Origin of the sequence: Deinococcus roseus, assembly GCF_014646895.1 — a bacterium.
Classification (GTDB): Bacteria; Deinococcota; Deinococci; order Deinococcales; family Deinococcaceae; genus Deinococcus_C; species Deinococcus_C roseus.
On sequence record NZ_BMOD01000021.1, the window covers coordinates 55,364 to 79,849 of the forward strand.

Sequence of the window (24,486 nt, forward strand, 5' to 3'; positions counted from 1 at the left end):
TTACAGTGTACAGGTTCAAAGCAAAAACCCCGGATCATTCCGGGGTTCTGGTGGGCTGCAGGCTCATTCAACCTTGCTGATGGTGGCGTAATAATCCCCTGCAAACATGGGGTTTTTCAGGCGTCCCTGCACCATCTTGTTTTGCACGTAGGTGTTGAGGGGCTGACCCAGCGGAATGAAAGGCACATCCTCGTACCCCTGCCGGGCAATCTGCTGGTACAGTTCTGCACGCCGGTTCAGGTCGGTGGTGGCCACAGCCTCGGTGATCTGCTGGTCCAGTTGTGCGTTCTTGTAGCCAATCTGTGCCCCGTAATTCCCGGTGGATTGCAAGAAAGGCTGGGCAAAGTTGTGGGGATCGGCGTAATCTGCACCCCATGCCCCGGCCCACACGGTCATCTGGTTTGCAGAAGCCTGGGAGAGCAGCTGGCTGAAAGGGAGTTCCCGCACTTCCAGCCTGAATCTGGGGTTGATTTTCTGCAGGGTGGTCCTCAGGATGTCCAGGGACCGCTGGCGGCCAGTGTTGCCAGAGTTGTAGAAGACTGGCAGTTTGAAGCCTTTTTCCCACACCTGACCGCCCCAGGCTTTTTTGAAGAATGCAGCAGAAGCTTCTGGGTCTTCACTGTAGGCAGGAAGGTCTGCACTGTACCCGGGCATGCCTTCAATCAGGATGGTGCCCACCCGCTGGCTGAGGTTCAGGGTGACCTCCTGGATGTAAGCACCGTAATCCATGGTGGTGGCAAAGCCTTTGCGCACATTCACATCGCTGAAGAAGTTGGCAGGAATGCCGTTGCCGTCCAGTTTGCCACTCCCCAGGTGATTGGTGCCCTGAGCATTGATCTTCTCGTTCATGAAAAGGGCAGTGAGGGACAGGCCAGAGGTTTTCTCCACCGAGAGGTTGTCCATCTGCTCCAACTGGGGCAGGGCCACCGGGGTCATGGCGTTGGGCAGGGCCATGTCGGCATCTCCCGATTTCAGCATCTGGATGCGGGTGCTTTCATCGCCCACGCTCTGGATGATCACCCGCTGCAGGTTGGGGGCCTCCTGCCAGTACTTCTCGCTGCGCTTCAGAACCACATTTTTGCCGACATCGTATTTTTCGATGGTGAAGGCAGCAGAACCCACTGGCCCCTGGTCCAGTTTCCCGGAGCCTTCTGCCAGGTTGTTGAAGTCCTTCCAGGTGGTTTCGGTGCCGTCCCAGTCTCCTTTTGAAACCGCATCGGCTTTCTGATAAATGGCGCTGGGATAGGTGGCCAGCACCCCCAGAAACGGCGCAAAAGGTTTGGCGAGGTGAAACACCACCGTCTGGTCGTCCACGGCTTCCACAGACTGGTCGATTTGCTGAAAGGTGAAGTTGTTGTCCTTGACCCGGACGGGCTCAGCTTTGCCCAGCAAGGGTTCGGTGAGCAGCATGGCAGGGCCAATGTCGGTGGAATACACCATCATCCGCTCGATGGAGTACTCCACATCTTCAGCGGTGACAGGCTTGCCATCAGAGAATCTGGCCTCGCTGTTCAGTTTGAGGGTGTAGGTGAGGCCATCTGCACTGATGCCGCCATTGTCGGTGGTGGGCACTTCTGCAGCCAGCATGGGAACGTATTTGTCCGGGCTTTCCCCATCGTAGAACAAGAGGGTTTGCAGGGTGTTCTGCACGATTTCTCCACAGGCAGAGTCGTAACAGTAGGCGGGATCGAAACGCGACCAGTCTCCGAAGGTCATGGTCAGCAGGGTATCGGTGTTTTTGTCGTTCTGACCACCACAGGACATCAGGGCGGCAGTCAGCCCGAGGAGCAGCAGGGGTTTTTTCACGGGGTCCTCCTCTGGAGGCGGCATCAGGCAAAGAGCCTCCAGTTCTAGAGGTTCAGAATAAAGTCTCAGACGGGTTGCAGCAATGCTTTTTTGATTGAGTAAATTTTTAAAAAATGCTTGTTTTTGTCCGGGATTCAAACCTGTTGACCTTCTTGAAGCCCAGGATTGCTTCATGGAGAGGGCAGTTTTGCAGATGAGGGAGAAATGGGTTCTGCATGTGAGGGTTGTGTTTTCAGCGTCCAGTTCTCACGGTAAAGTGAAGCCATGAAATTGCTGATGATTTTCCCCCACCCCGATGACGAAGTGTATGGTGCAGCAGGAACCATCCTGAATTTCACACAGGCAGGTGAAACAGTGGGACTGGTCACCCTCACCCACGGCGAAAAAGGCCGCACCCTGGGTCTGGCAGATGGTCCTGAAGAACTGGCAAAATTGCGCAGCCAGGAACTCAAAAACTGCCTGGATGCGCTGGGCATCCAGGTCCATGAACAGCATGACTTTCCCGATGGGGGCCTGAAACAGCACGACCTGGAAGAGCTGGTGCAGGTGTCCATGAAAGCCATTGAGCAGCACCAGCCTGAAATCCTGCTCACCTTCCAGCCCAACGGCAGCAACGGGCACCCGGACCACATCACCACCAGCAAAGCGGTGATCGAGGCTTTTGAACGGCTGGGCAAACCCTGCACCCTGTGGTTTTACGCCGGAGATGAACCCTACAACGAGGAACTGGCCCAGATCCACCTGTACCCCAATCTGCGTTTCAATGTGCTGCACCACATCGCCCAGAAACTCAGGGCCATCAGCATGCACCGCAGTCAGGCCCTTTCAACGGTGGATTTCTTCCGACGCGCCGCAGAGCGCATCCCTGAAGAAACCTTTCACCAGTACCATCCAGAGCTGCAAGACCAGACCGTGATCCCCACTTGAAGATGGGTTTGTAGAAAAGTTTTCTGAAGGCAGTGCTGGCAGGGCAATCCACTTCCAGCACTGCTTTTTGTCTGGGCTGACGGTGCAAAGCAGAAGTGCTATATTGAAAATGCATAGAGTGCTTGTTGTGGTTTCCCCACAAAATTCAGCTCTTCTTGCACGCCCTTGCACCCTGGCGTGCTTGCTTTTCAGGTGGGAGCACCTGAACTTAACTTTCCCCAAAGAGGAACACCATGCAAAATCCCAAAGGCGACCTGATCGACTATTGTCGTGCCCAGAAACTGCGCAATCCCAAATTTGAAACCCGTGGCACCGGCCCCGAACACGAACCCCTGTTCATCACCGATGTGATCATCAACGATGAAGTGCGGGCCACCGGACAGGGCACCAGCAAGCGTGAAAGCGAACGCACCGCCAGCATGCTGGCCCTGGAATCCCTGACCGCCCAGTTTGGTGCTGTGCATCAGGTGAAAGAACAGCCCCGCAAAACCAGTGACCGCCCTCTGCGCCTCGGGTATGCTGGAGGCACGGCAGAAGGCCCCTACCCCATCTATGCGGATGTGCTTTCCCAGGCCCTGATTGTGGCCAACACCCGCGTGGACTCCAACCGCCGTGGCCCTGAAAGCATCGATCTGGTGCGCCGCCTGACCCTGGACCTCTACAAGGGACTGCTGGAAGAACTCGGCGTGGTGGCAGAAGCCCCCCAGGTCGAACAGGTGGAAGTCAAAGAAGCGTGATTCCCTTCAAAGCCGTGCTTTTCGATATGGATGGCGTCCTGGTCGACAACAACCGTTTTCACCGTCAGGCCTGGAAGGACACCGCCCGTGACCTGCTGGGTTTAAACCTTTCTGAGCATGATCTGGACACGCGGGTGGATGGGGGACGCAACCCCGAAATCCAGGAACGCCTGACCGGAAAAAAACCCACCCCTGAAGAGGCAGCCCACCTGCACACCTTCAAGGAAAACCTGTACCGTGAAGCTGCCAAGGGCCAGATGCAGGAAGTGAAGGGCCTCAGTGCCTACCTGCAACTCCTGCAGGACGCTGGCATCCCTTACGCCATGGTCACCAGTGCAGACCGCATCAACGTGGAATTTGGCCTGTCAGAGCTGGGCCTCTCCCATGCCTTCCCCCTCAGGATCATGGGAGAAGACGTGCAGAACGGCAAACCTCACCCAGAGCCCTACCTCAAAGGTGCAGCACTGCTGGGCATGGATCCTGCAGACTGTCTGGTCCATGAAGATGCCATTGCTGGCGTGAAAAGCGGCGTGAATGCCGGGGCCACCGTCTGCGCCCTCTCCACCACCCAGACCCCAGAGAACCTGCGTGCAGCAGGAGCCAAATGGGTGGTCTCTGATTTTCTGGAGTGGATGCGGGAAGTGACGGAGCAGGGGAATAAAGGGGGGTGACAGGCATTTCCCCACATCCTCACCCCCGTCATCTCCCTCCTGCTTTTTGCCTTGAGGGTGTCATAAGCTGACCCCATGAAAGGGAGTGAAGCCGAAGACCGCGCACTGCAGCACCTGCTCTCTGAAGGGCATGTGCTGCTGGAGCGAAATTTTCGCATCAGGGGAGGCGAGATTGACCTGATCACCCGTGACCCTCTGGGCATGGTGGTCTTCACCGAGGTCAGGCACCGCAGCAGCACCCTCTATGGGCATCCCCTGGAAACCATCACCCCCAGAAAGATGAAGCTCTTGTGGCGCACGGCCCTGCGTTATCTGAAACGAGACGATGTGGCCTGCCGGTTTGATGCCATCACCATCACGGGTGAAGTGCAGTCTGGAATGCTCAAGCATGAAGAACACATTGTGCTGGATTGGGAACATTAGGCCAGAAAACCCCGTACATTGGGTTATGAACAAAATGCTCATCGCAGGTCTTGTGATTGTGCTGCTCATCGTGATCTTCTTCTTGCAAAACATTCTGGGTTACAGTTCCACCGCCAAGATCAGTTTCCTGTTCATGTACGGTTACCTCAAAACAGGGTGGCTGATTTTCTGGTGCTTGCTGGGTGGCGGGGTGGCAGGGTTTCTGCTGGGTCAGGCCAGCCGCAGAAGGTAAAGTCCAACCTTTGAGACAGCCAGAAACCCTTTCTGGCTGTTTTTTTGTGCGGCAGGTTTTATAAAATGACCGCATGGGCCTGATCGAACAGTATTACGCAGCTTTTAACGCACAGGACTGGGATGTTTTTTTCGCTCTGGTGCACGGTGATGTGGTGCACGACCTGAACCAGAGACCCCGCGAGTCAGGGCTGGACTCTTTTCGGGGGTTCATGGGTCGCATGAACCGCAGTTACCGGGAGCAGCTCAGGGACATTGTGGTGATGTACAGCGCAGATGGAAGCCGGGCAGCAGCAGAGTACATCGTGGACGGCACCTACCTTGCAGCCGATGAAGGGCTGCCTGCCGCCACAGGCCAGACCTACTCGCTGGCTGGAGGGGCTTTCTTTGAAATTTCGGAAGACAAAATTCACCGCATCACCAATTACTACAACCTCACCGACTGGATCCATCAGGTGTCCTCTTGATCGAACTGCAGACCTTCAGGGGGCCTGAAATCAGAGGGGTGATTCCAGAGCTGGCCCGTTTGCGCATGCAGGTCTTTCGGGATTTTCCTTACCTGTACGAGGGAAGCGAGGAATACGAGGCCCACTACCTGCAGACCTACCTGGATGCGCCCCACAGCCTGATTGTGGTGGCCAGAGCCCAGGGGAAAGTGGTGGGGGCTTCCAGTGCGCTTCCCATGGCAGACGAGATGCCAGAAATCAAAGCGCCTTTTTTAAAGGCAGGATTTGACCTTTCTGAGGTGTTTTACCTGGCAGAGTCGGTGCTGCTTCCCCAGTACAGAGGGCAGGGCATTGGGGTGAAATTTTTTGAAGCCAGAGAAGCCCATGCCCACACGCTGGGCGGCTTCCGGTATGCCACCTTCTGTGCCGTGGACCGTCCTGAGGACCATCCCCTCAGACCAGTGGAACATGTTCCGCTGGATCTTTTCTGGCAAAAACGCGGCTACCAGAAGCGCCCGGATTTGCACACCCGGCTTTCCTGGCGGGACCTGGGTGAACCTGAAGAGACCCTCAAAGGGATGACCTTCTGGCTCAAAGAACTCTAGGAATCTGCAAATACAATCAATAAAGAAGTGCTCCCCCACTCGGAAAGGCCGAACCTTGAAAGCAGCCCTTGCACAATATCCTGTCAGTTTCCTGCACTCCTGGGAGGAATACCAGCAAAAAATCTCCCACTGGGTGGAGGAGGCCAGCACCGCAGGTGCAGATTTGCTGGTGTTTCCCGAGTATGCCAGCATGGAACTGGCATCTCTTTTCACCGATGACATCCGGGAAGTGGTCCTGAAACAGATTGTGGAAATGCAGTCTCTGCTGCCTGAGGTGGTGGCCTTGCACCGCAATCTGGCCCAGCAGAACGGGGTGTACATTCTGGCGGGAAGTTTCCCGGTGCAGACGGCAGAAGGTACCGTCAACCGTGCCCATTTCTTCAACCCCAGAGGACAGATGGAGTTTCAGGACAAGTGCATCATGACCCGCTTTGAGCACGAACAGTGGGGCATTCAGGGCGGAGACCACCTCAAGGTCTTCGAGACCCGCCATGGCAAGGTGGGGGTGCTGATCTGCTACGACAGTGAATTTCCGTTGCTGGCGAGGCAGCTCACCGATGCAGGGGCAGATGTGCTGCTGGTCCCCAGTTGCACCGACACCATGAACGGTTTTTACCGGGTGCGGGTGGGTTCGCAGGCCAGGGCCCTGGAAAACCAGTGCTTTGTGCTGCAGTCCCCACTGGTGGGAGGGGCACCCTGGTCGGAGGCCATCGACATCAACCTGGGACAGGCTGCGGTGTACACGCCGCCAGATTACGGTTTTCCACCCAATGGCATCCTCACGGAAGGGGAGCTGAATGCACCCCAGTGGCTGTACGCCAACCTGGACCTCAGTGCACTGCGCGAAGTGCGCCGCACTGGACAGGTCTTCAACACCCGCGACTGGCCGCACCAGCGCTCAGAACGCAACCTGAAGGTGGTCGATTTCGTGTGAAAAAGCTGCTGTCTTTCCTTCTGCTCCTTGCCTCCACTGCTGCTGCCCAGGACGCGCTTTTTCCTGCACAGGGCAACAGCAAACTGGATGTGATCCGTTACGACCTGGATTTGCACATCGATCCCACCCAGAACCTGCTTCAGGGGGTGGCTGCAGTGCGGGTGCGTCTGGCCTCCGGTCTGAAGGAGGTGGATTTGGACCTCTCAGACCGTTTGCGGGTGTCCCGTGTGACGCTGGCAGGTCAGGATTTGCCTTTCTCGCAGGGCAACGACAAATTGCACATCGGTCCCCTCAAATCCCTGTCCAGAGAAGTCACCCTCAACATCACGTATTCAGGCTTGCCACACGGCATTCAGGATCCTTCTGCACCAGAGTGGGACCTGGGCTGGAGCCAGTCGGGCAACAGCACCTATGTGGTCAGTGAACCGGTGGGGGCGTTCACCTGGTTTCCCGTCAACGATGACCTGCCAGACAAGGCCCTGTATTCCTTCAAGGTGACTGTGCCCAAACCCTATCTGGCGGTGGCCAATGGCCTCTTGACCCAGACCCTGGATGCGGGCACCGAGACCACCTATGTGTGGGAGAACAAACGCCCCATGGCGGCTTACCTTGCCACCGTCAATGTGGGTGAGTTTGACGTGGTGAACCTGAAAACCTCCAGTGGGATTCCGGTGCAGAATTACTTTGCAAAAGACGGAGGCATCACCATCACCGCCCGATATGCCCTGTCTCTGGCCCCCAAAATGATTGATTTTTTTGAAGGCCTGATCGGTCCCTACCCTTTTGAAGCTGCAGGGGGGGTGGTGCTCAACAAAGACCTGCCTTTCGCCCTGGAGAACCAGACCCGTCCCATTTACGGTTCCAGGATTGCAGAACTGGATTTTGTGGTGGCGCACGAGCTGGCCCACCAGTGGTTCGGAGACAGCATCACACCCAAAACCTGGCGGGACATGTGGCTCAATGAAGGCTTTGCCTCTTACTTTCACGAGCTGTACATCACCCAGAACGAACCCCAGGCACTGGAAAGGGAGATGCAGGACCTCTACCAGGATGCCCAGAAACGCCAGGATGGTTCCCTGACCATCGAAACCCCGGAAGAGCTTTTTGGAGAGGGCGTGTATGACCGGGGGGCACTGGCCTTGCATGTGCTGCGTCAGCGCATCGGGGATGATGCTTTTTTCAGAACCATCCGCAGCTATCACCGCCGTTACCAGCACAAGACCGCCAGCATCGAGGATTTCCTGAAAGTGGCCAGCAGCACCAGCGGCAAGGCAGAGGTGGTGGCCCGCTGGAGCCAGGAGTGGATTTTCCAGGAAGCGTTGCCTCCCTACCCAGGTTCCTGAAATTCTGGGGTGCTGTGCTCTATTTTGTGTAATCAAGTAGGGCTAGATTTCTCTACTGCTGAAGGTTTTCTAGGCCATTTGGCTCAAACCATCTAGACCATTGCCTCAGGTGTCATTGCCTGCACACTCTTTTAAGCTGGGTTTAAAGCGGTTTGCTTTCAGGAGTGTGTATGCAACGTTATCTCAATATTCTTGGCCAGTACCTCAGGCCCCTCAAAGGCAAAGTGGCGGTTTTGATGCTGGCCATGCTGGCTGGAATCGGGCTGCAACTGTGGATCCCACAGGTCACCCGCGACTTCATCGATGCTGCCACCCAGAAAGCCCCCGAAGGCACCCTGATCCATCTGGCGGTGCTGTTTCTGGTGTTTGCCCTGCTGAACCAGGCTTTCAGCACCCTGTCCACCTACCTGAGTGCCGACATTGGCTGGACCACCACCAACCGACTGCGGGTGGACCTGTTTCGTCGGGTTTTGCGCCTGGACATGCGTTTCCACAAGGACCGCACCCCCGGAGAACTGATCGAGCGCATCGACGGGGATGTCACCAGCATCTCCAATTTCTTCTCGCAGTTTGTGGTGCGCGTGACTTCCAGTGTGCTGCTGGCCGCAGGCACCCTGATCCTGCTGTGGCGGGAAGACTGGCGGGTCGGACTGATCATCACCGCATATGTGGTGGTGATTTTCTTTGTGCTGCAGAAACGGGCAGAGGTGGCGGTCCCGGCCACAAGACTGGAACGCGAAGCCAGTGCCAGCATGTTCGGCTTCATTGAAGAGCGTCTGGCCGGTCTGGACGACATCCGTGCCAACGGCGCAGGCCGTTACACCATGCACCGCATGCACCATGTGGCAAAAGACTGGCTGCAGAAAAACCTGACCTCCTGGTACATGCGTTCCACCATCTGGACCAGCATGATGGTGCTGTTCTCGCTGGGCTACTGCCTCACCCTGGGGGTGGGGGTTTATTTTTTCCAGCAGGGCCTGATCACCCTGGGCACCGTGTACCTGTTTTTCAATTACATGCGCATGCTGGAAGCCCCCCTGGATGAAATCACCCGCCAGATGCAGGAATTTCAGAAGGCCAGTGCTGGCATTTTGCGGGTGGAAGAACTGCAGCAGGAGAAACTGGACATCGAGGACCACGGAACACAGCACCTGCCTGCAGGCGCACTGGGTGTGGACTTTGAAGGTCTTACTTTCGCTTATGGGGAGCATCTGGTGCTGAAAAACCTCAGTTTTCAGCTCAAAGCAGGCGAGGTGCTGGGCTTGCTGGGCCGCACCGGAAGCGGAAAATCCACACTGGTGCGCTTGCTGTTCCGCCTGTATGATCCGACCACTGGCACCCTCAAACTGGGAGGTCTGAACTCTAAAGACGTGCCCCTCTCAGAGCTGCGCCAGAAAGTGGGAATGGTCACGCAGGACGTGCAACTCTTCCACGCCACCATCCGTGAAAACCTGACCTTCTTTGACCCTGCCATCCCGGACAGCAAAATCCATCAGGTGCTCAAAGAACTGGCCATGGATGAATGGGTCTCCGGCCTCCCTGAAGGTCTGGACACCAGACTGCAGGCCAATGGAGCAGGCCTCAGTGCAGGGGAATCCCAGTTGCTGGCCTTTGCCCGGGTGTTCCTGCAGGATCCCGGTCTGGTGATTCTGGACGAACCGTCCAGCCGTCTGGATCCCGCCACCGAACGCCACCTCAATCAGGCAATCTCCCGCCTCTTGCAGGGCCGAACGGGCATCATCATCGCACACCGTCTGGACACCGTGGAACGCACCGACAAAATCATGGTGCTGTCTCAGGGAGAAATCCTGGAGTTCGGTGAACGCGAAACCCTCAAAAACACCCCCTCCAGCCGTTACGCCCAGATGCTGAAAGTCAGCCGGGCCGACAACCTGGAAGAGCAACTTGAAACCTTAGGAGTCTGATTTTCATGGCGACCCAGGCACCCCAACCCTCCAGACGCACCCTCAGCACCTGGCAGTACATGCGGCTTGTGCTGTCTTACCGCCAGGGCCACTTCATCTGGAATGCCATCACCTGGACGGCGTTCCATGCCATTCCGGCCAGTTTCGGCTGGTTCTTCAAACTGATTTTTGACCGCCTCTCTGGAGAATCCCAGGCGGGCCTGAACGTCTGGACCCTGATTGCCCTCTTGGTCACCGTCTACATGAGCCGGGTGCTGGTGTTCCGGGTGGCCTTTGACACCTTCAGCAAGTATTACCTGATGATCATGGCCTATTTGCGGCGCAACATGCTGGACCACCTGCTCAATGCTCCTGGTTCCCGTCTGATGCCCGAATCCAGCAGCGAAGCGGTTTCCCGTTTCCGGGACGATGCCGAAGATGTCACCCGTTATGCCGAGAACTGGATTGACGTGTGGGGCATCCTGCTGCAGGCCGTGATTGCCATTGCCCTGCTGTACTCCGTGGATCCCATGATTGCGGCCCTGGTGACCACCCCGCTTTTCCTGATGACCCTGCTGATGCGCCGCCTGTCTCCGGTGATCCGCACCTACCGCAAACGCATGCGGGAAGCCACCTCTGCCGTGACAGACTTCATCGGGGAGTCTTTCAATGCCGTGCAGGCCATCAAGGTGTCGTCCAAAGAGGAACCCATGAGCCAGCACTTTGAGGCGCTCGGTGAAACCCGCCGCCAGGCCGCCCTCAAAGACGTGCTGCTCATCGAACTGATCCGCAGTGCCAACACCGGTCTGGTCAACATCGGGATGGGTGTGGTGCTGATGCTGGCCGCCTCCAAGATGAGCTCTGGAAAATTCACCGTGGGGGATTTTGCCCTGTTCATGCAGTTTTTGCCCAGCATCACCGGATGCCTGACCTTCCTGGGAGATGTGATGGCCCAGCACAAGCGCGTTCGGGTGTCTTTTGACCGCATCGAGCACCTGCTGCAAGACGCTGAACCCGAGCAGATCGTCAACCGGGTGCCCCTGGAGTTCCTGGGCGAGATCCCGGAATACGTGGCTGCCCCTTCTGAATACACTGGCCTGGAAGCCCTGGAGGTGCGGAACCTCTCTTATGGGTACCCCGAATCCAGCAGTGGCATCCGGGACATCAGTTTCACGGTGCAGCGCAAGGATTTTGTGGTGATCACCGGGCGCATCGGGGCAGGGAAGACCACCCTGATCCGGACCCTGCAGGGCCTCCTCCCCAGAGATTCCGGGACCATCCTGTGGAACGGTGAACCTGTGCAGGATCCGGCCACCTTCTTCACGCCGCCTCACTCTGCTTACACCGCCCAGGTGCCCAGGCTCTTCAGCGAGACCTTGCAGGAGAACATCCTGCTGGGAGACCGCAGAAATGCCGCACTGGACCACGCCCTGGATCTGGCTGTGATGGGACCAGATGTCAGCACCCTGGAATCGGGCCTGAACACCATGGTGGGCACCCGTGGGGTGAAACTCTCCGGGGGTCAGGTGCAACGGGCCAGTGCAGCACGCATGTTCACCCGTGAAGCCGACCTTCTGATCTTCGATGACCTGTCCAGTGCCCTGGACGTGCAAACCGAAAAACAACTCTGGGAAGGGCTGTTCCAGTCCAGAGAAGTGACCTGTCTGGTGGTGTCCCACCGCCGTGTGGCATTGCAACGCGCAACACACATCATTGTGCTCAAAGACGGTGCCATCGAGGCCCAGGGCAGCCTGGAAGAGTTGCTGCAGACCAGCAGTGAGATGCAAAAACTCTGGGACGAAAACGCGTAAACGGCGATCAGCAGTCAGCCGTCAGCGATCAGCAAAAACCAGCAGCAAAACATGTCCTTTTGGCCTCCGATCATGGAGGCTTTTTGGTTGTGTGAAAAGAAGGAGATGCTTTCATGACTTTGAAGAACAGTTGAAATGGACCACGGGCCTGCTTTTTCTTAAAGGGTGAAATCCCCGCCCCTCCCTCCGCTTTTTGCCTGAGTCCCTCATGACAGTTTTCTCTATTGCTGTACAGCAAAAAGTGGTTTAGGATTTGGGGAACTGTTTCTGGACTGTGTTTGCTGGACGGGTTTGCAGGTCATCTGGAAATTTTCTCAAATTTTTTCAGGAGGTTTTGTGCTGTTTTTTGCCCATGGCATCGAAAAGAAATCGCAATTTTGCATGAAGGGCTTTTGTGATGGTGAACGTCCGGGCCATGTTCAGATTGTGTCATGATGGAGGCAAGTTGCAAGGCTTTTTGTGCTGTCTCCCACTGCAAAAACGTGTCTGTACATGCCGCACAAGTGTGGGAAAGTTGGCTAATCAAACTTGAGTAAGGTATGCTCAACAAAGCTTACAAAAAGCGACCTAAGTCACAGCACTGTCAGATCCCGCAAGGTAAGATTTCACCATGCATCACACCCGGTGAACTGACCTTTGCACAGAACACCGTCTGAAGCCCCGGAACCGTTAGAACACTTACCTACGACCTCCCCCCTCAGGTGTAATGTACTCATACGACACCTAGACCCCCCGGGGTGCTTTTCAAGGAGACACACATGATCTGGGAACTTCCCGTAATCGCACTGAGAAACACGGTGATCATGCCTGGCACCACCGTCAACATCGATGTGGGCCGCGCCAAAAGCAAACGCGCCATCGACGAAGCCCAGGCCAGCGACAAACGGGTGATCCTGCTGACCCAGAGAGACCAGCGCACCGATGATCCACTTGGAGAAGACCTCTTCAAGATGGGCACCCTTGCCGTGATCAAACAGGTGGTCCGCCTCCCAGACAGCACCCTGCAAGTCCTGATTGAAGGCCTGGAGCGTGCCGAAGTCACCGAATATTTGCCTTCCCCCTACCTGCGGGTCAATGCAGAAACCAAAACCCGGGATGCTGGCGACGAGCGCGTCACCCAGGTCCTCCTCCCCGAAGCCAGAAATGCTTTCGAGGAGTACGTCAAACAGAACAAAAACCTGCGCCTGGAAAGTTTCCAGCTGGAAAACCTGCGCAGCCTCACCGATGCTGGCCTTTACGCAGATCAACTGACCCACCACTCCACCTGGAGTGTGGAAGAGAAGCAGGCCATTCTGGAAGCCAATGGGGTGTCCACCCGCATCGAACTGGTTTTAAAGAACCTCAACCGGGACCTGGAGCGTTTCAATCTGGACCGTCAGATTGCCCAGCGGGTCAAAGAGCAGATGGACCAGAACCAGCGCGAATACTACCTGCGCGAACAGATGAAAGCCATCTCCAAAGAACTGGGCAGCGGCGAAGAAGGTCCTGCCGAGATGGACGCTTTGCGCGACCGCATCCTGAAAGCCGGAATGCCCGAAAAGGTGCAGGAAAAGGCCATGAAGGAACTGGCCCGTCTGGAGCGCACCCCTGGTGGCAGCCCGGAAGGCACCGTGATCCGCAACTACATCGACTGGCTTCTGGATGTGCCCTGGAGCAAAACCGACGAGGAAATCCTCGACATCAAGCGCACCCGTGAATTCCTGGACGAAGACCACTATGGTCTGCAGGATGTCAAAGAGCGCATTCTCGAGTTCCTGGCTGTGCGCCAGTTGCGTGCGGGCAAAGAAGACAAGAACGACCGCGAACTGCGTGCCCCCATCCTCTGCCTGGTTGGCCCTCCCGGGGTCGGTAAAACCTCGCTGGGCAAGAGCATTGCCCGCAGCCTGAACCGCAACTTTGTGCGCATGGCATTGGGTGGTGTGCGTGACGAGGCCGAAATCCGTGGTCACCGCCGCACCTACATCGGCTCCATGCCCGGACGCATCATCCAGGCCATGAAGCAGGCCACGGTCATCAACCCCGTGATCCTCCTGGACGAGATCGACAAGATGAGTGCAGACTGGAGGGGCGACCCCGCCTCTGCCATGCTGGAAGTGCTGGACCCCGAGCAGAACAACACCTTCCAGGACCACTACATGGAAGTGCAGTACGACCTCAGCAACGTGATGTTCATCACCACGGCCAACAGCCTGAGCACCATTCCCCGTCCTTTGCTGGACCGCATGGAAGTCATTCAGATTCCCGGTTACACCCTGGACGAGAAGGTGCAGATCGCCAAGCAGTACCGCCTGCCCCGCCAGCTCAAAGCCCACGGTGTGGAAGGCAAAGCCGAGGTCACCGATGGAGCCCTTACCCGCATTTCCCAGGAGTACACCGCCGAAGCCGGGGTGCGCAACCTGGACCGCGAGATCTCCAAACTGGCCCGCAAAGCCGCACGTGAACTGCTGGAAACCCCCTGGGAAGGCGTGAAAGTCATTGACGCTCCTCAGGTGCCCGATTACCTCGGGGTGCCCCGTTTCCGCCGCGATGAGATGGAACGCGAACCCCAGGTGGGTGCCGCTCAGGGCATGGCCTGGACTGCTGTTGGAGGTGCCCTGCTGATTGTGGAAGCCCTCGCCACCCCCGGAACCGGCAAAGTCAGCCTGACTGGCTCTCTGGGCGATGTGATGAAGGAATCCGCCCAGGCTGCTGTTGCTTACCTGCGGGCCCATGCCACCAAGTACGGTGCAGACCCCGAGTTCTACAAGAAACTGGACATCCACCTGCACTTCCCGGATGGAGCCACTCCCAAAGATGGCCCCAGCGCAGGCATCACCATTGCCACCGCAGTTGCCAGTGCCGTCACCGGACGCCCCGTCAGAATGGATGTCTCCATGACCGGAGAGATCTCCCTGCGTGGCAAGGTTCTGAGAATTGGCGGGGTCAAAGAGAAACTGCTGGCCGCCCACCAGGCCGGAATTCGCACGGTGATTGTGCCCAAAGAAAACGAGCCCAACCTCGTGGACATCCCCGAGAGCATCCGCAAGGAACTCAAGATCATTCCCGTGGCCACCGTGTCTGAAGTGCTGGATCTGCTGCTGCTGGAACGTCCCAAAGACGCTCCTCCCATCATTCCTCCCCAGCCCAGTGCCGATCAGCCCTCTGCTGGCGCTTGAAGCCCACAACTTCTTCAGGACCCCCGAAATTTCGGGGGTCTTTTGGCTTGGGCGTTTTGATGTGCTGCAAGCGTCACAAATGTTCAAATCCTGTAACGCAGGAGGATTTTTGTACTACAATTGAGGCATGAGAAGCGAAATTCAGAATGAACCCCAGACGGAGAATCAGAGTCTTGTTCGGATGCTGACCCTGGCCATCGCCTGTGTGGTCTGGATGGGTGCTTTTTTGTGGTACTACTCCAAAATCGATGGCATGCGCAATTTCCTGATGGCCCACCGGGCAGAGCATCCTGTGTATGAATTTCTGGCCAGCACTTTTCCCTGGGGCGGAGAAGTGTTCATTGGGATCATGCTGGTGTTCTTGCTGAGTGAAAACACCCGCCCCCAGACCCAGCTTTACAAAACCGGGATCAACATTTTCTTTGTGCTGCTGGGCGTGGGTTTGTTTGTTTACGTTTTGTCTCTGCTTCCCAGAGGGGTTTAACCCTGGTCTGCAGGTCCTGAAAGCAGTCTGGCAGCATTTTGTCTGGACACAACAGAACACAAAAGAGAACACAAAAGAGAACACAAAAGAGAACACAAAAACCGACCTGGCAACATCAGGTCGGTTTTCATCTCGGAGGCAGGGGGCACCAGAGGCAGGCAGACCTCGGCCCTTCAATCAGGCCAGCAGGGATTCGCTGGCGGTGGCTTTCAGGAAAGCCTGCACCACTTCAGGGTCAAATTGTTTTCCAGATTCAGCTTCAATCAGTGCGATGGCATCTTTGACGCTCCAGGCTTCTTTGTAGACGCGGGTGCGGGTCAGGGCATCGAACACATCGGCCACAGCCACGATGCGTCCGGCCAGCGGGATGTTCTTGCCGGAAACCCCCAGGGGGTAACCTGCCCCGTCAAAGCGTTCATGGTGGGTCATGGCGACCTGGGCGGCCATGGCAAACACCGGGTTTTGCACGCATCCCAGCACCTGCATGCCGAACAGGGTGTGCTGCTGCAACATGCGGGTTTCTTCGGGGGTCAATTGACCGGGTTTGAACACGATGCTCTGGGGAATGGCCATCTTGCCGATGTCGTGCAGCAAAGCAGCCTGACGCAGTTCTTCGCACTGCAGGGCAGACCAGCCCAGTTCACCCGCAATTTTCACGGACCAGCGGGCCACGCCTTCGGCATGGCGAACCTCTTCGGTGTTCCAGAAGCCCATCAGGGTGAGCCAGGGGGTGCAGCCATCAAAGTCCATGGGGGGGAGAAACCGGAAACTGCTGTTCAATTCTGAAAATTCCAACATTGCAACCAACTCCGAGTCTTGATTCAGGTGTCGTGCCTGCCTGTACCTTACAGTCTGAACTTGTGATCTCTACAAAGTCTCTACGGATGAAGGGGTTCGGGAGTTGCCTGTAGAGGATTCAGGCCTGCGGTGCTTTGCGGTCCACACCAGGAGAGAGAAAGCCCTGAAAACCACTGCCCTGATCCAGTTGCTTTGCGTGTCTCACACGCTCTGGTCTGGATGTGATCCCAGTGTGCATGAACACCCCTGAACGACCCCTGAACAGTCCGACAAAACGTTCAGCCCTGGCCCTGTCTGAACTGAGTCTAAAAATACTCCCGCGCTGGAGCCAAAAATTCATGTGTCCAGAACGGTGTTTTTTGGGTCGCTGAAAGACTGTTTTCAGATTGGATCAGGGAGATCCTTTATTGACAGGGGTTTGGGATAACATGAAAAGGTCCCCTCTGAACGGTTTTTTCAGGGGGCATGAACGCCAGAAAGCACACGGGCATGAACGGTGCCTCAGAGCAATCCACCTTCATGCTGCAGAGGTCACCATCATGCCTGTCAATGAACCGCAACTGATTGAAGAACGACGCCTGGAGAAACTCTACAGCTACGGCATTCTGGACACCCCAGATGAAACGGCTTTCGATCAGATCGCCGGGGACATCAGTTTTGCCCTGGATTTGCCCACCGTCCTGATCAGCTTCATTGACCGCCGCAGACAGTGGTTCAAGGCCTGCATTCACTTTGACAGCCGGGAAACCTCCCGTCAGGTGGCTTTCTGTGCTTACACCATCCTCTCGGATGATCCGCTGGTGGTGCAGGACGCCCTGCAGGATGAACGTTTTAAGGACAACCCGCTGGTGACCGGACATCCCCACATTCGGGCATATGTGGGGGTGCCCCTGGTCACCCCGGATGGGCACCGCATCGGGACCATCTGCGGCATTGACTATGAACCCCGCACCTTCACAGACTGGGACACCGAAATGCTCAAAAGGGCCGCCAGAAGAATCGTGATGGACCTCGAGCAACGCCTCCTGCGCAGCGAATATGCCCAGGTGATGCTTCAACTGCAGGCCATCATGAACGCCTCTCCCAGCGGCCTGATCCTGCTGGACGACCGGGGAGAAATCACCGGAGTGAACCCCGCAGCCAGCCGCATCACCGGGGTCGGTTTCAAAGCCGGAGAAACCTTCCACTGGGACGGTCTGCTGAAAGACGAACGGGTGTCAGGCCGTGAGGATGTGTACAGCAAATGGGTGGGCACTGGCTGGTTCCAGATCGAAAAAGTGGAGCTGGACGGTCAGATGCTGCCCCACGGGCAGCATCAGGCCCAGACCCTGCTGGTGATTGAAGATGTCACCGACCACATCCAGCACCAGCTTTACCTGCAGGACATGGCTTTCAAGGACCAGTTGACGCTGGTGGGCAACCGCAACGCGTTTTACACCTACCTGCGCCATTTCATGCCCGAAAGTGGGATTGCAGTGGCGTTCATTGATCTGGACCACTTCAAGGCGGTCAATGACACCTTTGGTCATCACGCTGGAGATGCCCTGCTCAGGGAGGTGGCCCAGCGCCTGACCCGCGCCGTACGCCAGCAGGACCGGGTGTACCGTCTGGCCGGAGATGAATTCACCTTGATCCTGCAGGGTGACATTCAGGAACAGACCCTCAGAAGCATTGCAGAACGGGTGATGGCGGTCCTGGCCGAACCGTTTACTTTTGGTGGCAATGACATTCCCTTTGGGGCCAGCCTGGGGATTGCCCGGTCCCAGGAGCAGGACACCGTGGACACCCTGCTGAACCGTGCGGACACCCTGATGTACCAGGTCAAGCAGCAGGGCAAGAACAACTACCTGCTGGGCTGAAGTCCAGGTTCACTGTTTTTGCTGCTGGATCAGGTAATCCACCGGGGTGTGCTCCACCGATTTCTCCAGCACCAGTGAAGTGTTGAGGGTGCCATGCATGGAGATGCTGCCCAGCAATTTCTGCAGGTGCTCGGTGTTTTTCAGCATCACGCGGAAGATGTAGGAATCCGATCCGGTGACATTCCAGCATTCCAGAATTTCCGGGTAGCCCTGCAGCATTTTGTTGAGGGCAGACCAGCGTTCCCCTGGCCCCTGAAAGCGGATCAGCACCTCCAGATCGAAACCCAGCTTCTTGGTGTTCACCCTGACCCCATAACCGGTGATGATTTCACTGGCCTCCAGACGGCGCACCCGTTCGGTCACAGCGGCCACCGAGAGGCCCACCCTTTTGCCCAGTTCCGTGAAGGTGATGCGGGCATTCCGGGAGAGCTCACGAATGATTTTCAGGTCAATGGCATCCAATGCAGGGGAATTTTCGGACATGTTTCCATTGTGCACTGAAATCCCTGGCTGTTTTGCTTTTCTGCCCAAAAAAATCCCTTCAAGTGTGAGCCATTCCTTTCTACAATGCCAGCATGATCCTCTCAGGCAAAGCGGGACACAAATCCCGGCCCCAAAACCACGTTTCCCTGGCCCTTGTGGCGGTGTACCTGATCTGGGGCAGCACCTATTACGCGGTGCACCTGACCCTGCAGAGTTTCCCTCCATTCTTACAAGGCGGCATTCGTTTCACCCTGGCAGGGCTTTTGATGTTGGCCATCACCTGGATCCAGAAGAAACCCCTGCCCACAGCAAAACAGCTTTTCAATGCTTTCCTGGCCAGCATTTTTCTGGTGGTGATTGGACACATGCTGCTGGTTTACGCCCAGCAGTGGGCCACCAGCAGCATGACCGCACTTGCAGCGGCCACCATTCCCTTCTGGAGCACGTTGTGGGGCATGAGGCGCAAACAGAAACCCACCCGCAATGATGTGCTGGGACTGGCTCTGGGTTTTGCTGGCATCGTGCTGCTGAACCTGGAAAAGCCCATGGCTGCAACCCCAGCTGGGCTGCTGTGCCTGCTGATTGCCCCGGTGGTGTGGGCTTACGGCAGCATCTGGCTGAAAGGCAAAGACACCCCCGAAACCTTCACCCTCAACAGTTTCATGATGCTGTTTGCAGGGGTGCAGAATTTTGCCATCAGCTTTCTGCTCCATGAGCACCTGCTCAGGGTTCCCACCCTGCAGACCTGGGGCGCACTGGGTTTTCTGGTGGTCTTTGGCAGCATGATTGCCTACACGGCCAGTGCTTACCTGATCCAGAACACCCGTCCTGCGGTGGCCACCAGTTTTGCTTACGTGAACCCGGTGATTGCCCTGCTGCTTGGGGGCCTCCTGGCCGGAGAGCATCTGCCCTTCAAAGGCTGGCTGGCCGTTGCCATGATCATCGGGGCAGTGGTGCTGGTGGTCCTCAAACCTTTCAAAAAAGCCCCCTGATGCCAGGTGTTCATTCTGGAGATCGGGACTTTGCCCCCGGTTCATCCCTGCCCTGATCTGACATACTGGAGGCATGCAAGTCAAAACCGTGACCCGGGCAGATGCAGATCTGTTCAGACATTACCAATTGACCGACGACGACAGGCGTTTTACCGCCCACCCCAGAGACACCCTCGATGACTTCTCGGTGGACCCTGACCGCAGGCATTATGCCGTCTTGCTGGACGAAAAGCCCATCGGCTTTTTCACGCTGCATGCTGGCCCCACCATCAAATCCTTTGCTTACAGCGACAGCAGTGTGCTGTTCCGGGCCTTCTCCATTGACCACCGTGAACAGGGCAAGGGGTACGGCAAGCAGGCCATGCAGTGCGCCCTGGAAACCGCCAGAAGGGATTTCCCGGAGGCCACCGAAATGGTTCTGGCGGTCAACAACGGGAACCACAAGGCACAGAGCCTCTACGAAAAACTGGGCTACCAGGACCAGGGACGCAACCGCATGGGACCCCACGGTCACCAGATCCTGTATTTTTATCCTTTAAAGGATTGATGCTGAGAGATTGAGCTTCAGGGCAGGTCCTGCAAGGCCTGATACGCTTGCAGGACTTTGTGTTCTTGTGGGGTCAGGACAGCGCCGGGTTTCTTTTCCCGCAGCATTTCCCTGACTTTTGCCATGTCCTGGCTGCAATCCCTGCTGCTGAGGATGCGTCCATGCTCGATGTGCAGCAGGTGCACCTCGTTGAACTTCCAGTCTTCCTGAAACCCGCCATGCACATACAGGGGGCGGATCAGGTCATGTAAAATGCGCAGCCTTCCGGTGAAGGGAGTGGGCTGGTGCAGGTGGTATTGCAGTCTACCGCAGGGATGGGGGCTGGACAGTGTATGCGGAGCCTGTCCCAGAATCAGGGGTGCAGGATCCGGGAAAGTGGCCACCAGGGAGTCCAGCATCAGAAAACCATCCTCAATGGCGTAAGTGACCTGAAACCCCCTCCAGCAGGCTGTGGAGGCAGGAAAAGCCCGCAAGCCCATCTGTTGCAAATCAAACAGCCCTGTGCCTGCCACTGCACCCAGCAGAAAGTCTTTTCCCTGAAAAAGCACCCGATCGTGGGCCTGTCCGGTCATGTCAGCCTCCCAGCAATTGTTCCACCAGACGGGGCACCCCCACAGTGGCTTTTTCCTCAATGCTGTACAGGTTGGGAATTTTGGGGAACTCCGGGAGGCTGGGGTCAATGATGCATTTGCGAACGTGTTCTGGCACCTCGAAAAGCAAAGTGGCTGCAGGGACCACCAGCAGGGAAGTCCCGACCACCAGAAAAAAATCAGCCTTGCGGCACAGTTCTGCAGCCTGCTCAATTTCAGGCACCATTTCTCCGAACCACACGATGTGGGGCCGGAGTTGGGACCCCAGTTCGCAGGTGCTGCCCACATGGATTTCCAGGTTTTCAGGATCAATTTGCCCAATGTCGTAAATCAACGCTGGATTCTGGGTGGACCGCACCTTGCTCAACTCTCCATGCAGGTGCAGCACTTTGCTGGATCCGGCCCGTTCATGCAGGTCGTCGACATTCTGGGTGATGATTTGCACGTTGTGCTTTTGCTCCAGGGCGGCCAGAGCAAAATGGGCTGCGTTGGGCTGCGCTGCAGCGGCCTGTTTTCTGCGCAGGTTGTAAAAATCCAGAACAAGCTGGGGATTTCTTTTGAATCCTCCGGGAGAGGCAAGGTCTTCCACAGGGTGGGTTTCCCACAACCCTCCGAGGTCCCGGAAGGTCTTGAGGCCGGATTCTGCAGAAATGCCTGCTCCAGTCAAAACCACAATGTTTGCCATAATGTGTTCCATTTTAATGTGACCAGAACGAAGCCTGAAGCGTTTTTTGGCCTAAGCCAATCGCATTTTTCGGGTTTTGCCTGAGGGGTTGCTGGTGCAGGTCCAGGGGTTTTCTTGCAGGACCCACCAGTAGTTTCTGCTCAGGATTTTCTGCGATTCGGTCCAACTTTTTGCCCTCTAGGATGTTGTTTCATGGGTCACAGAGCCAATTTCATTCTGATCGATGCAGGACAGCCTGCTTTTTTCACCGACCGCTGGAGCGGCATCCAGATTCCCAACCTGACATTCTGGGGTGAAGCCCTCACCTTGCAGCACCTGCAAAGCCTGCAGGCCGTTCCTGCTGAAATGCTGCGGGACAGTTTGTGGTGTGAGGGAGCATTTCTGCTGGACCGGGACCGCAAAGTTCTGGTGTTCGCTTTTGATTACTGGTCGGTGGATGAAAACCCCCTGGTGGACCTGAGGGGGAAAACCTACCATTGGGACACCTTTGCTGATGTTCCCTGGCTGACCCGCTGCTACCTGGACATGTTGCGGGCTGCCTGGCCCGGATGGACCATCAAATTTGCCCGTTCGGTGGATTTCTGCTGCCCGGAAAGCTTCCAGTTTGATCTGGAGGCCATTCCTGCAAAAGACCTGGACTTGAAAGAGGAAGAGGTCTTTCCTCTGGGTCGCCGTGAGGTCTACCTGAAGTTTGCGGATTTGCTCTTGAAAGACCAGCGTTTTGATTTTCGGGCGGTGGTCCAGCAGGTGATGCAGGTGCATCCCCAGGCACAGGTGGCTGTAGATTTTTTCCAGGTGGCGGGATCAGGGAGGGGAAACCTGGACCGGGAGGCCATCATGCGGCAGGTGCTGCATGTGGTTATGGAGTGCTGAAACCTGAAAAAACAGGTCAAAATTTTAATGCTTGCAGATTTGCTTAGATGGGTTTGTGAATTCAGAGAACAATCTTCACCAGACCTCCACAAAAGGCCCTTTGAAGTGGTTTAAAATGGTATCTGAAACCGATATCGCTATGCTTTACAGGTGTCTTACAGATGGCCTGACACCTGTACCCTTCTGAGGTGCCTTCATGCTGAAAGCCGACCGTCCTGCCCAGGTTCGTTCTTCTGAGGTCACCCGCCTGACCTGGATCCCCTACCTCTTCGTCCTGCCGTTTTTCCTGTGCTTTCTGCTGTTCTGGCTGTTTCCCTTTGTGTTTACGGTGTTCAGTTCCCTGAGCAACTGGGCCGGGGTGTTCAGCACCCAGCCCCTCAAGTTCATGGGCGTCGCCAACTTCGAGTATTACATCCAGGACGACCGCTTCCAGATGGCCCTGCAACGCTCTTTTGTTGGAGCGCTGCAAACCTCCTTGCTGCAGCACCTGTGCGCCATTCCTCTGGCTTTCATCTTGACTGTGGGCTTCAGGCGCTGGAGAAGTGCCATCAGTGCCATTTATTTTCTGCCCTACATCACCGCGCCCCTGGCGATCTTCTTTCTGTACCGCACTTTCAACCAGCAACTGATTGATTTCAGTGTGCGGGCTGCAGAAGGTCTGTCCCATCTGCCCCTGATTGGCCCTTACATGCATGAATTGCAGGGTGGGATTTTCCAGGGCATCTTCACCCTGCTGAACATCCTCCCGGACATCTGGCAATACATTGGCTGGAACGTGCTGCTGTACCTGATGATCATGAGCACCATCCCCAAAAGCCTCTTTGAAGCCTCCAGGCTGGACGGCATCACCCTGCTGCAGCAACTCAGGTACATTGTGTTTCCCCTGATCAAACCGATGGTGTTCTTTGCCCTCAGCATGAGTTTCCTGCAGCAACTGGGTTTCTTTGATGGCCAGGGGTCCAGCATCAGTTCCTACATCCAGCGCATCAGTGCCTTCGATGGCGACCTCGGGGGCGGATCTGCCATGAACCTGATGCTCTTTGGCTGCATGATGCTGTTCATCGGGGTGGCATATCTGCTGTTTGGGCGCGGATCCAGCAGCATTGAACTGTCCTGGCAGATGGAAGGCAAGGCCAAAGACCACCCCTTCAAACCTTTTTCCAGAATCCTGCTGGGCTTTTTCCTGCTGGTGGGTTGCGTGCTGTCTGTTGCACCTTTCCTGCAGACCTTCTTCTGGGCCACCCAGACCGACGGGCAGTTCTACAAGGTGCCCCCGCTGTTTGGCATTGGCAGCAACACCGCTTTCAACTTTCAGGACCTCAAAGACAGCATCCCCCTGCTGCGCAACATCTGGAACACGCTTTACCTGGCCGGAATGGCCACAGCAGGGACGCTGCTGATCAGCAACCTGGCTGGCTATGCTTTCGCGCACCACACCTTCAAATTCAAGAATGTGCTTTTTGGGGTGGTGATGTTCAGCATGCTGTTCCCTCCCACCCTGAACGCCATTCCCACCGCATTGTTGATGAACACCCTGGGCTGGGGAGGTGCGCCCCGTTCCCTGTGGGTGCCTGCACTGGTCAGCGGGTTCAGCGTGTTCCTGATGCGCCAGTACCTCAAGTCCAGCATCCCCAGAGAGACCCTGGAAGCTGCACGGGTGGATGGAGCAGGAGAATGGATGATCTTCTGGCGCATCATCTTCCCCCTCAGCAGCCCGGTTCTGAGCGTGCTGGCCCTGATTCTGTTTGCCAACCACTGGAACAGTTTCTCGCTGGCCCTCTCCACCTTCCGGGACATGGATGAGTACGTGATCCAGCAGGCCGTGCGCAGCCTGCAACGCCAGGACCGCACCCACATGGGCACCCTGTACATGGGGGTCAGCATCAGCACCCTGTTTCCCCTGCTGTTGTACATCCTGAGCCTGAACAGCCTGATGCTTTTCACCGGAGGAGATTTGCGCAGCAAAGTGCCCCGTTTTACCAGCAGTGAGGGGGCAGATGGGGGAGAAGAAGCTTCTGAAGGGGCTTCAGAAAGCTGACTTGCCTGCTGCAAAGCTCACAGTTCTGGTGTGCCCTGGGATTACTGACCTGAGCAGATGTTGTTTAAACCTCGCTTTCGTGTCCTGACCTTTCCATTCGCTTTGCTCAAGCAGAAGTGAGTTAAACTCACTTCTGCTGAAAGC

The 24,486-nt window shown here is 56.4% G+C and carries 23 protein-coding genes; 18 read left to right on the forward strand and 5 right to left on the reverse strand.

Annotated features, from left to right (window positions below; translation table 11 throughout):
* Positions 1-63: 63 nt before the first annotated feature.
* Positions 64-1,806 carry an ABC transporter substrate-binding protein gene (locus IEY52_RS20115; RefSeq protein WP_229684886.1) on the reverse strand — a complete coding sequence of 581 codons (1,743 nt, stop codon included), beginning with the start codon at positions 1,804-1,806 and terminating at the stop codon, positions 64-66.
* Positions 1,807-2,070: 264 nt separating this feature from the next.
* On the opposite strand from IEY52_RS20115, the gene IEY52_RS20120 reads away from it, so the two are divergent.
* The 13 genes from IEY52_RS20120 (at position 2,071) to IEY52_RS20180 (ending at position 15,477) form a co-directional block, all read left to right on the forward strand.
* The gene (locus IEY52_RS20120) at positions 2,071-2,733 is read left to right on the forward strand and encodes a PIG-L deacetylase family protein (RefSeq protein ID WP_189005889.1); all 663 of its coding nucleotides are present in this window, start codon (positions 2,071-2,073) and stop codon (positions 2,731-2,733) included.
* A 233-nt stretch (positions 2,734-2,966) separates the two neighbouring features.
* Positions 2,967-3,470, forward strand: a complete 504-nt coding sequence (locus IEY52_RS20125) for a putative dsRNA-binding protein (protein WP_189005892.1) — start codon at positions 2,967-2,969, stop codon at positions 3,468-3,470.
* Positions 3,467-4,141, forward strand: a complete 675-nt coding sequence (locus tag IEY52_RS20130) for an HAD family hydrolase (RefSeq protein WP_268239744.1) — start codon at positions 3,467-3,469, stop codon at positions 4,139-4,141. The genes IEY52_RS20125 and IEY52_RS20130 overlap by 4 nt, the downstream gene beginning before the upstream one ends.
* A 75-nt stretch (positions 4,142-4,216) precedes the next feature.
* On the forward strand, positions 4,217-4,564 hold the full coding sequence (locus tag IEY52_RS20135) for a YraN family protein (protein WP_189005895.1): 348 nt from the start codon (positions 4,217-4,219) through the stop codon (positions 4,562-4,564).
* A 25-nt stretch (positions 4,565-4,589) separates the two neighbouring features.
* Positions 4,590-4,796, forward strand: a complete 207-nt coding sequence (locus tag IEY52_RS20140) for a LapA family protein (RefSeq protein WP_189005897.1) — start codon at positions 4,590-4,592, stop codon at positions 4,794-4,796.
* Positions 4,797-4,869: 73 nt separating this feature from the next.
* Entirely contained in the window at positions 4,870-5,262 is a 393-nt protein-coding gene (locus IEY52_RS20145; protein ID WP_189005900.1) for a ketosteroid isomerase-related protein, read from the forward strand.
* On the forward strand, positions 5,259-5,846 hold the full coding sequence (locus tag IEY52_RS20150) for a GNAT family N-acetyltransferase (protein ID WP_229684887.1): 588 nt from the start codon (positions 5,259-5,261) through the stop codon (positions 5,844-5,846). The genes IEY52_RS20145 and IEY52_RS20150 overlap by 4 nt, the downstream gene beginning before the upstream one ends.
* A gap of 55 nt (positions 5,847-5,901) precedes the next feature.
* The gene (locus IEY52_RS20155; RefSeq protein ID WP_189005903.1) at positions 5,902-6,780 is read left to right on the forward strand and encodes a carbon-nitrogen hydrolase family protein; all 879 of its coding nucleotides are present in this window, start codon (positions 5,902-5,904) and stop codon (positions 6,778-6,780) included.
* Complete coding sequence (locus IEY52_RS20160; protein WP_189005906.1) at positions 6,777-8,123, forward strand: M1 family metallopeptidase; 1,347 nt, start codon at positions 6,777-6,779, stop codon at positions 8,121-8,123. The genes IEY52_RS20155 and IEY52_RS20160 overlap by 4 nt, the downstream gene beginning before the upstream one ends.
* Positions 8,124-8,293: 170 nt before the next feature.
* The gene (locus IEY52_RS20165; protein WP_189005909.1) at positions 8,294-10,048 is read left to right on the forward strand and encodes an ABC transporter ATP-binding protein; all 1,755 of its coding nucleotides are present in this window, start codon (positions 8,294-8,296) and stop codon (positions 10,046-10,048) included.
* Between the two features lie 5 nt (positions 10,049-10,053).
* Positions 10,054-11,838: an ABC transporter ATP-binding protein gene (locus IEY52_RS20170; protein ID WP_189005912.1), complete on the forward strand. Its 1,785-nt coding sequence runs from the start codon at positions 10,054-10,056 to the stop codon at positions 11,836-11,838.
* Positions 11,839-12,596: 758 nt separating this feature from the next.
* Positions 12,597-14,993 carry an endopeptidase La gene (gene lon, locus IEY52_RS20175; RefSeq protein ID WP_189005915.1) on the forward strand — a complete coding sequence of 799 codons (2,397 nt, stop codon included), beginning with the start codon at positions 12,597-12,599 and terminating at the stop codon, positions 14,991-14,993.
* 127 nt (positions 14,994-15,120) lie between these two features.
* Entirely contained in the window at positions 15,121-15,477 is a 357-nt protein-coding gene (locus tag IEY52_RS20180) for a hypothetical protein (protein WP_189005918.1), read from the forward strand.
* Between the two features lie 177 nt (positions 15,478-15,654).
* On the opposite strand, the gene IEY52_RS20185 is transcribed toward IEY52_RS20180, so the two are convergent.
* Positions 15,655-16,275, reverse strand: a complete 621-nt coding sequence (locus IEY52_RS20185; RefSeq protein WP_189005921.1) for an HD-GYP domain-containing protein — start codon at positions 16,273-16,275, stop codon at positions 15,655-15,657.
* 539 nt (positions 16,276-16,814) lie between these two features.
* On the opposite strand from IEY52_RS20185, the gene IEY52_RS20190 reads away from it, so the two are divergent.
* Positions 16,815-18,134: a diguanylate cyclase domain-containing protein gene (locus IEY52_RS20190; RefSeq protein ID WP_189005935.1), complete on the forward strand. Its 1,320-nt coding sequence runs from the start codon at positions 16,815-16,817 to the stop codon at positions 18,132-18,134.
* A 9-nt stretch (positions 18,135-18,143) separates the two neighbouring features.
* Here the strand turns inward: IEY52_RS20190 and IEY52_RS20195 are convergent, their stop codons facing one another.
* Positions 18,144-18,617 (reverse strand): Lrp/AsnC family transcriptional regulator, encoded by a 474-nt coding sequence (locus IEY52_RS20195; protein ID WP_189005937.1) that lies wholly within the window; start codon positions 18,615-18,617, stop codon positions 18,144-18,146.
* Between the two features lie 92 nt (positions 18,618-18,709).
* On the opposite strand from IEY52_RS20195, the gene yedA reads away from it, so the two are divergent.
* Together yedA and IEY52_RS20205 are read left to right on the forward strand one after the other, a co-directional pair.
* Positions 18,710-19,609 carry a drug/metabolite exporter YedA gene (yedA, locus tag IEY52_RS20200; RefSeq protein ID WP_189005940.1) on the forward strand — a complete coding sequence of 300 codons (900 nt, stop codon included), beginning with the start codon at positions 18,710-18,712 and terminating at the stop codon, positions 19,607-19,609.
* A gap of 73 nt (positions 19,610-19,682) precedes the next feature.
* Entirely contained in the window at positions 19,683-20,156 is a 474-nt protein-coding gene (locus IEY52_RS20205) for a GNAT family N-acetyltransferase (protein WP_189005943.1), read from the forward strand.
* 17 nt (positions 20,157-20,173) lie between these two features.
* On the opposite strand, the gene IEY52_RS20210 is transcribed toward IEY52_RS20205, so the two are convergent.
* Together IEY52_RS20210 and IEY52_RS20215 are read right to left on the reverse strand one after the other, a co-directional pair.
* A complete protein-coding gene (locus IEY52_RS20210) occupies positions 20,174-20,728 on the reverse strand; it encodes a hypothetical protein (protein WP_189005946.1) in 555 nt (184 codons plus the stop codon).
* 1 nt (position 20,729) lies between these two features.
* Complete coding sequence (locus tag IEY52_RS20215; protein WP_189005949.1) at positions 20,730-21,431, reverse strand: SIR2 family NAD-dependent protein deacylase; 702 nt, start codon at positions 21,429-21,431, stop codon at positions 20,730-20,732.
* Between the two features lie 192 nt (positions 21,432-21,623).
* On the opposite strand from IEY52_RS20215, the gene IEY52_RS20220 reads away from it, so the two are divergent.
* The gene (locus tag IEY52_RS20220; protein ID WP_189005952.1) at positions 21,624-22,304 is read left to right on the forward strand and encodes a hypothetical protein; all 681 of its coding nucleotides are present in this window, start codon (positions 21,624-21,626) and stop codon (positions 22,302-22,304) included.
* 196 nt (positions 22,305-22,500) lie between these two features.
* Entirely contained in the window at positions 22,501-24,342 is a 1,842-nt protein-coding gene (locus tag IEY52_RS20225) for an ABC transporter permease (RefSeq protein WP_189005955.1), read from the forward strand.
* The last annotated feature ends 144 nt before the right edge of the window (positions 24,343-24,486 follow it).

What these genes read in the sequence shown, in the direction of transcription:
- IEY52_RS20195 (WP_189005937.1), bottom strand. Translation starts at nt 18,617, where the DNA reads ATGTCCGAAAATTCCCCTGCATTGGATGCCATTGACCTGAAAATCATT.
- IEY52_RS20220 (WP_189005952.1), top strand. Translation starts at nt 21,624, where the DNA reads ATGGGTCACAGAGCCAATTTCATTCTGATCGATGCAGGACAGCCTGCT.
- IEY52_RS20180 (WP_189005918.1), top strand. Translation starts at nt 15,121, where the DNA reads ATGAGAAGCGAAATTCAGAATGAACCCCAGACGGAGAATCAGAGTCTT.
- IEY52_RS20215 (WP_189005949.1), bottom strand. Translation starts at nt 21,431, where the DNA reads ATGGCAAACATTGTGGTTTTGACTGGAGCAGGCATTTCTGCAGAATCC.
- IEY52_RS20135 (WP_189005895.1), top strand. Translation starts at nt 4,217, where the DNA reads ATGAAAGGGAGTGAAGCCGAAGACCGCGCACTGCAGCACCTGCTCTCT.
- lon (WP_189005915.1), top strand. Translation starts at nt 12,597, where the DNA reads ATGATCTGGGAACTTCCCGTAATCGCACTGAGAAACACGGTGATCATG.
- IEY52_RS20190 (WP_189005935.1), top strand. Translation starts at nt 16,815, where the DNA reads ATGCCTGTCAATGAACCGCAACTGATTGAAGAACGACGCCTGGAGAAA.
- IEY52_RS20145 (WP_189005900.1), top strand. Translation starts at nt 4,870, where the DNA reads ATGGGCCTGATCGAACAGTATTACGCAGCTTTTAACGCACAGGACTGG.
- yedA (WP_189005940.1), top strand. Translation starts at nt 18,710, where the DNA reads ATGATCCTCTCAGGCAAAGCGGGACACAAATCCCGGCCCCAAAACCAC.
- IEY52_RS20165 (WP_189005909.1), top strand. Translation starts at nt 8,294, where the DNA reads ATGCAACGTTATCTCAATATTCTTGGCCAGTACCTCAGGCCCCTCAAA.
- IEY52_RS20140 (WP_189005897.1), top strand. Translation starts at nt 4,590, where the DNA reads ATGAACAAAATGCTCATCGCAGGTCTTGTGATTGTGCTGCTCATCGTG.
- IEY52_RS20205 (WP_189005943.1), top strand. Translation starts at nt 19,683, where the DNA reads ATGCAAGTCAAAACCGTGACCCGGGCAGATGCAGATCTGTTCAGACAT.
- IEY52_RS20225 (WP_189005955.1), top strand. Translation starts at nt 22,501, where the DNA reads ATGCTGAAAGCCGACCGTCCTGCCCAGGTTCGTTCTTCTGAGGTCACC.
- IEY52_RS20170 (WP_189005912.1), top strand. Translation starts at nt 10,054, where the DNA reads ATGGCGACCCAGGCACCCCAACCCTCCAGACGCACCCTCAGCACCTGG.
- IEY52_RS20185 (WP_189005921.1), bottom strand. Translation starts at nt 16,275, where the DNA reads ATGTTGGAATTTTCAGAATTGAACAGCAGTTTCCGGTTTCTCCCCCCC.
- IEY52_RS20120 (WP_189005889.1), top strand. Translation starts at nt 2,071, where the DNA reads ATGAAATTGCTGATGATTTTCCCCCACCCCGATGACGAAGTGTATGGT.
- IEY52_RS20125 (WP_189005892.1), top strand. Translation starts at nt 2,967, where the DNA reads ATGCAAAATCCCAAAGGCGACCTGATCGACTATTGTCGTGCCCAGAAA.
- IEY52_RS20210 (WP_189005946.1), bottom strand. Translation starts at nt 20,728, where the DNA reads ATGACCGGACAGGCCCACGATCGGGTGCTTTTTCAGGGAAAAGACTTT.